The organism is Streptomyces sp. NRRL WC-3549 (assembly GCF_000721935.1).
GTDB lineage: Bacteria > Actinomycetota > Actinomycetes > Streptomycetales > Streptomycetaceae > Streptomyces.
Map to the genome: position 1 here is coordinate 86,966 of NZ_KL585400.1, position 7,313 is coordinate 94,278.

The following is a 7,313-nucleotide window of genomic DNA, read 5'->3' on the forward strand; positions in this document are numbered from 1 at the left end:
CGCCCCCGGCCGTTCCGGCGCCGACGGCAAGCCCGGCAGCCCCACGGTGACGGCCGCGGCGCCCGGCAAGTACCGGACCCTGCCCGAGTCCTGCCGCGCGGTGCCGCGCCCCACCCTCAAGGACCTGCTGCCCGGCGCCGCGGACCTGTCCGAGGAGCAGCAGGAGAGGGTCTACGGGGGCACGCCGGCCGTGACCTACGACAACGACCGCAAGGTCGGCTGCCGGTGGAAGTCCGAGGCCCCGGACGCGTCCCGCAACCTGTCGATCGACTTCGAGCGCGTGGTCTCCTACGACCCCGCGGTCAGCGACGACGCCCGGGCCGACGAGGTCTTCACCAAGCAGCAGGACGCCGCCCTGCCGGACCTGGCCGACCGGAGCACCGGCGACGCGACGCCCGGCTCCCCCTCCGCCTCCTCCGGCTCCACCCCGCCGTCCGGCGAGGCCGACGCGGACGCCGACGGCACGGGCGGCGACCTGCGCCCGCGGCTGCTCGACCACCTCGGCGACGCCGCGTTCCTGGACGACGTCCTCACCAGGGCGGGGTCCACCGCGCAGCACCGCACCGTGAGCGTGGTCTTCCGCACATCGAACGTCGTCGTGACCATCCGGTACACCGAGCAGCCGGCGAGCGTCACCGCCGTCCCCGACAGCAAGGAACTGCAGGAGAAGGCCCAGGCCCTGGCCCGGAAGCTGTCCGAGACCCTCAGCGCGTAGCACGGGCGCGGCGGCGCTCCCCGGCGCCCCCGTACCGCTCCCGGGCGCCCGCCGGCGAGGCGGCATCCCGCCGCCGTCCGTCGTACCGTGGCCCTCCGGAGCACCGGGCCGGCCCCGGCGCCTCCGCCGCACCGCCGACCACCCGCACGACCGAGACCGCCGTGCCGTCCGAGTGAAGGAACCATGCACCGATCAGCCCCGCGACTGTCCCGCATACTCGCCTGCGCCGCCGTCCCGGTGATGCTCGTCGCCGCCGGGTGCTCGTCGGACTCCGGCGACGACAAGGAGACGGCCGCCTCCGCCTCCCCGAGCGCGACGGAGCCGACCGTCGAGCCCGCGAAGTTCTCCGAGCTGCCGGACGCCTGCACGTCCCTCGGCAAGAAGACGATCGAGTCCCTGGTGCCCAAGGCCAAGACCAAGGGCGGCACGCCCGGCACGTCCAGCGACACCGTGACCCGGGGCAGCTGCTCGTGGAACGGCCTGGACGACAACGGCGTCAAGGGCTCGCAGTACCGCTGGCTCGACGTCGGCTTCACCCGCTTCACCTCCGACCAGACCCTGGGCAGCGGGGCCGAGCGGGCGGCGGCCGAGTACACCAAGCAGGTCGCCAAGGCCAAGGCGTCCGAGGGCGCCAAGAAGGTGGCGGACGCGCCGGCCGAGGGCATCGGCGAGGAGGCCACCTCCGTCACGTACGACCTGGAGAAGACGGGCGAGGACTTCAAGTACGCGACGATCGTGTCCCGTACGGGCAACGTCGTCGTCACCCTCACCTACAACGGCGCGGGTTACGCGGGCGCGAAGACCCCGTCCGGTGCCGACATCCTCAAGGGCGCGCAGAAGGCCGCCGGGGAGGCCGTCGCGGCGGTCGGCGCGGAGGGCTCCGACGACGCCGGGAAGTCCTCACCCTCCGCGAAGGCCTCGGACAAGGGCGAGGACAAGGGCGACGGCAAGAGCGACGGCAAGGCCGACGACAAGGCCGACGACAAGTCGTGACCTACGCGCCGGACGAGCGCCGACGCCCCTGATCACCGGCCTGTCCGCCGAGCCCGGACCTCCTTCGAGGGCCGGGCTCCGGCCCCTCCCCACGCGACGCCGATCGCACGCATGTGCCAGGCTGTGCCCGCGCCGGTGGCCGAAATGGGGCCGGTACGTCGAAGTTCGGGAGGGGACCGCGGGTGGCCGCCATGCAGCTCACACGCATGCACAAGGTACTCATCGGGGTCGTGGTCGCCGGTGCGGTGCTCATCGCCGCGATCGGCTTCGCGGGGTCGTACGCCGCCGTACGCGCACTCGCCCTGGAGAAGGGCTTCGGCGACTTCTCGCTGGTCTTCCCCATCGGCATCGACGCGGGCATCTGCGTCCTGCTCGCGCTGGACCTGCTGCTGACGTGGATGCGCATCCCGTTCCCGATGCTGCGTCAGACCGCGTGGCTGCTGACGGCCGCCACGATCGCCTTCAACGGCGCTGCGGCCTGGCCCGATCCGCTGGGCACCGGCATGCACGCGGTGATCCCGGTGCTGTTCGTCGTCTCCGTCGAGGCCGCCCGGCACGCGGTGGGCCGGATCGCGGACATCACGGCCGACAAGCACATGGAGGGCGTCCGCCTCACCCGCTGGCTGCTCTCGCCGATCCCCACCTTCAAGCTGTGGCGGCGGATGAAGCTGTGGGAGCTGCGCAGCTACGAGCAGGTCATCAAGCTCGAACAGGAGCGGTTGATCTACCAGGCCCGCCTCCAGGCCCGCTTCGGCCGCAACTGGCGCCGCAAGGCCCCCATCGAGTCGATGATGCCGCTGCGCCTGGCCAAGTACGGCGTCCCGCTCTCCGAGACCGCCCCGGCCGGGCTCGCCGCCGCGGGCATCGAACCGGCGCTGCTGCCGCCCGGCCCCGCCAAGACGCCCGGCCCCGCCGAGACGCCCGGCCTCGCCAAGACGCCCGGCCCGGTCCAGGCGGCCGTGCCAGCCGAGGCGCAGCACCCCGAGCTTCCGTACGCCCCTCAGCAGGAGGAGCAGCCCGGCACCCCCGCGGAGCACCGGCGCCCGGCCCCGCAGCACCAGCAGGCGGCCCCGCCGCCCCAGGAGGGCCCCGGCTCGCACGACAGCCCCTGGTTCGCCGCACCCCAGGTGCCGGACGACGCGTACGAGAGGGCGTACAACCCGACGTACGTCGAGGGCCTGGAGCCCACCCCGGTACGGGTCCCCTCCGGCCCGGGCGGCCGGACCCGCCCGCTCGGCGACGTCGGGACGATCGGCGCCTTCCCGCACCCCCGCTCGCCGGAGCAGCCGTACGAGCAGCAGCCGGAGCAGCCGTACTGTGTATAAGAGACAGCGCCCCGGCAGCCGGAGCAGCGGACCGGGGCGCCGTACCCCGCGCAGTACCACCCCGAGCAGGATCGGGAACAGGCCCCGGACGACGCCCAGTCGCCCCGGGACGCCCAGAAGGAGGCCGAGTGGGCGGCGGCCGAGGCCGAGTTCGGCGAGAAGGCGTACGAGGTGTTCGTCGCCTACACGCAGGAGCACCAGGACTACCCGACCGTGGCGGTCCTCGACATCGTCCTCGCCGACGGCCACAACATCCGCCATCCGCGCAGCGGCGCCCTGCTGCGCCGCCTGCTGCCGGGCTTCAAGCAGCGCTTCGACAGCGAGATGTCGGCCGACCACATCGCCTGACGCAGCCGCGTGGACGCAGAGACCGGGCGGGCCGTTCCCACGGCCCGCCCGGTCCTCGTGTCCACGTGTGCGGCGGTGTCAGCCGCCCAGCAGCGTCCGCACCCGGTCCGCGCCCACCGCGAGCAGCAGCGTGGGCAGCCGCGGACCGGTGTCACGGCCGACCAGCAGCCGGTACAGCAGCGCGAAGAAGGACCGCTGGGCCACCTTCAGCTCCGGGGTGGGCTTGGCGTCCGGCTCCAGGCCCTCCAGCACCTTCGGCACGCCGTAGACGAGCGTCGTCAGCCCGTCCAGCGACCAGTGCGTCTCCAGCCCGTCCAGCAGCAGCCGCAGCGACTCACGGCCCTTGTCGTCCAGGGAACCGAGGAGTTCCCCGTCCGGCTCCCGGCGGACGATGGTGCGGGCCTCGGCCGGGACCTGGGTGCTGATCCAGCTCTCCGCGCGGTCGAGCCGGGGCCGCGCCTCGTCGAGCGTGGTCAGCGGGTTCTCCGGGTCCAGCTCGCTGAGGATGCGCAACGTCTGGTCCTCGGCACCGGCCGTGATGTCGGCGACCGAGGCCAGGGTGCGGTACGGCAGCGGGTGCGGGGTGCTGGGCAGCTCCCCGGCGGCCGTGCCGATCGCACGGGCGTACGCGGCGGCGTCGGCGGGCAGCGCCGTGCCGTCGGCGACCTTGCGGCTCAGCGCGTCCCACTCGTCGTAGAGCCGCTGGATCTCCTGGTCGAAGGCGATCTTGAAGGACTGGTTCGGCTTGCGGCGCGCGTACAGCCAGCGCAGCAGCGGCGCCTCCATGATCTCCAGCGCGTCGGCCGGGGTCGGCACACCGCCCTTGCTGGAGGACATCTTCGCCATGCCGGAGATCCCGACGAAGGCGTACATCGGGCCGATCGGCTGGACACCGTCGAAGACCTCGCTGACGATCTGGCCGCCGACGACGAAGGAGGAGCCCGGCGAGGAGTGGTCCACGCCACTGGGTTCGAAGACCACGCCCTCGTAGGCCCAGCGCATCGGCCAGTCGACCTTCCAGACCAGCTTGCCGCGGTTGAACTCGTTGAGCCGGACCGTCTCGGCGAAGCCGCACGCCGAGCAGGTGTAGTTCAGCTCGGTGGTGTCGTCGTCGTAGGAGGTGACGACGGTGAGGTCCTTCTCGCAGTTGCCGCAGTAGGGCTTGTACGGGAAGTAGCCGGCCGCGTTCGAGCTGCCGTCGTCCTCGCTCGCCGCGCCGGAGCCCTCGGCGGCCTCCAGCTCGGCCTCGTCCACCTTCTTCTGCTGCGGCTTCCTGCCGCCGCCCTTCGCGCCCGCCGCGCCGTCCTTCTTGGTGCGGTAGCGGTCGAGGACCGCGTCGATGTCGGCGCGGTGCCGCATGGCGTGCAGGATCTGCTCGCGGTAGGCGCCGGCGGTGTACTGCTCGGTCTGGCTGATGCCGTCGTACTCGACGCCCAGCTCGTCCAGGGCGTTCGTCATGGCCGCCTTGAAGTGCTCGGCCCAGTTCGGGTACGCGGACCCGGCCGGGGCGGGCACCGAGGTCAGCGGCTTGCCGATGTGCTCGGCCCACGACTCGTCGACGCCCTCGACGCCGTTCGGCACCTTGCGGTAGCGGTCGTAGTCGTCCCAGGAGATCAGGTGCCGCACGGTGTACCCGCGGCGGCGGATCTCGTCGGCGACCAGGTGCGGGGTCATGACCTCGCGGAGGTTGCCCAGGTGGATCGGCCCGGACGGGGAGAGGCCGGAGGCGACGACGACCGGTTTGCCAGGCGCACGTCGCTCCGATTCGGCGATGACATCGTCCGCGAAGCGGGAGACCCAGTCGGTCTCGGTGCTGCTCTGACTCGAAGCCACGGTCGGCACGTCCTTCTCTCGTCTAGGACCCAATCGGGGAAGCCCCTACCAGGGGCCCTCCCATTCTCCCAGGTGCCGCCCGTAGCGCGAAAACGGCTTTCCACAGGCGGGGGAGAGCTGTCCACAGGGGCGGAAACCCGCTTTACAGCCCATGGGATACTGGGACGGACCACTTGTCCTCTACCGAAACGGCAGCCGGCTCATGGCTTCGGTCCCTTCCCTCGCTTCCACGCTCCAGCAGCAGCTGGCGGACGCCCTGACGGCAGCACTGCCCGAGGCCGGCCCCGCGGACCCGCTGCTGCGCCGAAGCGACCGGGCCGACTTCCAGGCCAACGGCATCCTCGCGCTCGCCAAGAAGCTCAAGGGCAATCCGCGTGAGCTGGCGGGCAAGGTCACGGACTCCCTCCCGGCGGGCGAGCTGATCAAGGAGGTCGAGGTCTCCGGTCCCGGCTTCCTCAACATCACGCTCACCGACCGGGCGATCACCGAGACGCTCGCCGCGCGGGCCGCCGACGGCGACCGGCTCGGCGTCCCGGTGAAGGCCGGCGCGGGCACCACCGTGATCGACTACGCCCAGCCCAACGTGGCCAAGGAGATGCACGTCGGCCACCTGCGGTCGGCGGTCATCGGCGACGCGATGGTGCAGATCCTGGAGTTCACCGGCGAGACGGTGATCCGGCGCCACCACATCGGCGACTGGGGCACCCAGTTCGGCATGCTCGTCCAGTATCTGATCGAGCACCCGGGCGCGCTGACCCACGCGGGTGACACGGCGGACGGCGAGGCGGCGATGTCGTCGCTCAACCGCATCTACAAGGCCTCGCGGGTCCTCTTCGACTCCGACGAGGAGTTCAAGGCCCGCTCCCGGGACCGGGTGGTGGCCCTCCAGGCCGGCGACCCGGAGACCCTGGCGCTCTGGCAGGGCTTCGTCGACGAGTCGAAGATCTACTTCTACTCGGTCTTCGACAAGCTCGACATGGAGATCCACGACCCCGACATCGTCGGCGAGTCCGGATACAACGACATGCTCGAGGAGACCTGCCGGATCCTGGAGGAGACCGGCGTCGCCGTCCGCTCCGAGGGCGCGCTGTGCGTGTTCTTCGACGACGTCAAGGGCCCGGACGGCAACCAGGTCCCGCTGATCGTCAAGAAGACGAACGGCGGCTACGGCTACGCGGCGACCGACCTCTCCGCGATCCGGGACCGCGTCCAGAACCTCAAGGCCGACACCCTGCTCTACGTGGTGGACGCCCGGCAGTCCCTGCACTTCAAGATGGTCATCGAGACGGCCCGCCGGGCCGGCTGGCTGAACGAGGACGTCACGGCGCACCACCTGGCCTTCGGCACGGTCCTGGGCAAGGACGGCAAGCCGTTCAAGACCCGTGAGGGCACCACCGTCCGGCTGGAGGACCTGCTGGACGAGGCCGTCGAGCGGGCCACCGCGGTGGTGCGCGAGAAGGCCGAGAAGGTGGGCCTGTCCGAGGAGGAGATCGTCGAGAACGGCCGGTACGTCGGCGTCGGCGCCGTGAAGTACGCGGACCTGTCGACCTCCGCCGTGCGGGACTACAAGTTCGACCTGGACCAGATGGTGTCGCTGAACGGCGACACCTCGGTGTACCTCCAGTACGCCTACGCCCGGATCCGCTCCATCCTGCGCAAGGCGGGTGACGCGCGGCCCGTCGCCCACCCGGAGCTGGAGCTGGCCCCGGCCGAGCGCGCGCTCGGTCTGCACCTGGACCAGTTCGGCGAGGTCCTGGCCGAGGTCGCCGAGGGGTACGAGCCGCACAAGCTGGCCGCGTACCTCTACCAGCTGGCCTCGCACCTGACCACGTTCTACGACCAGTGCCAGGTGCTGAGCGAGGACAACGCGCCGGAGGTCGTCGAGAACCGGCTGTTCCTGGTCGAGTTCACCGCCCGCACCCTGCACCAGGGCATGCGGCTGCTCGGCATCCGGACGCCCGAGCGGCTGTGACCGGCTGACCGCGTCCCGAGGCCCCGGCGCCACCGCGCCGGGGCCTCGGCCGTGCCCGTCCTATTGCGGGCGCCCGAGCGCCCACCCGGTCACATCGGCCAGCCGCCCGCGCCACAGCGGCAGGCGC

4 protein-coding genes and 1 pseudogene are annotated in these 7,313 nt (G+C 72.0%); 4 read left to right on the forward strand and 1 reads right to left on the reverse strand.

The genetic code is table 11. The features are described from left to right. The 3 genes and pseudogenes from IH13_RS0116230 to IH13_RS37640 form a co-directional block, all read left to right on the forward strand. Nucleotides 1–715: hypothetical protein (locus tag IH13_RS0116230; RefSeq protein ID WP_051835856.1), on the forward strand; the 715-nt coding region annotated here is incomplete at its 5' end. Nucleotides 716–898: 183 nt separating this feature from the next. After that, entirely contained in the window at nucleotides 899–1,708 is an 810-nt protein-coding gene (locus IH13_RS0116235) for a DUF3558 domain-containing protein (protein ID WP_031085044.1), read from the forward strand. Nucleotides 1,709–1,890: 182 nt separating this feature from the next. Then, nucleotides 1,891–3,381 (forward strand): annotated as a pseudogene (locus IH13_RS37640) (DUF2637 domain-containing protein). A gap of 78 nt (nucleotides 3,382–3,459) precedes the next feature. On the opposite strand, the gene lysS reads toward IH13_RS37640, so the two are convergent. Then, nucleotides 3,460–5,223 carry a lysine--tRNA ligase gene (lysS, locus tag IH13_RS0116245; RefSeq protein ID WP_199814693.1) on the reverse strand — a complete coding sequence of 588 codons (1,764 nt, stop codon included), beginning with the start codon at nucleotides 5,221–5,223 and terminating at the stop codon, nucleotides 3,460–3,462. 193 nt (nucleotides 5,224–5,416) lie between these two features. Here lysS and argS point away from each other — a divergent pair, with 193 nt between their 5' ends. Continuing rightward, complete coding sequence (gene argS / locus IH13_RS0116250; RefSeq protein ID WP_031085049.1) at nucleotides 5,417–7,186, forward strand: arginine--tRNA ligase; 1,770 nt, start codon at nucleotides 5,417–5,419, stop codon at nucleotides 7,184–7,186. The last annotated feature ends 127 nt before the right edge of the window (nucleotides 7,187–7,313 follow it).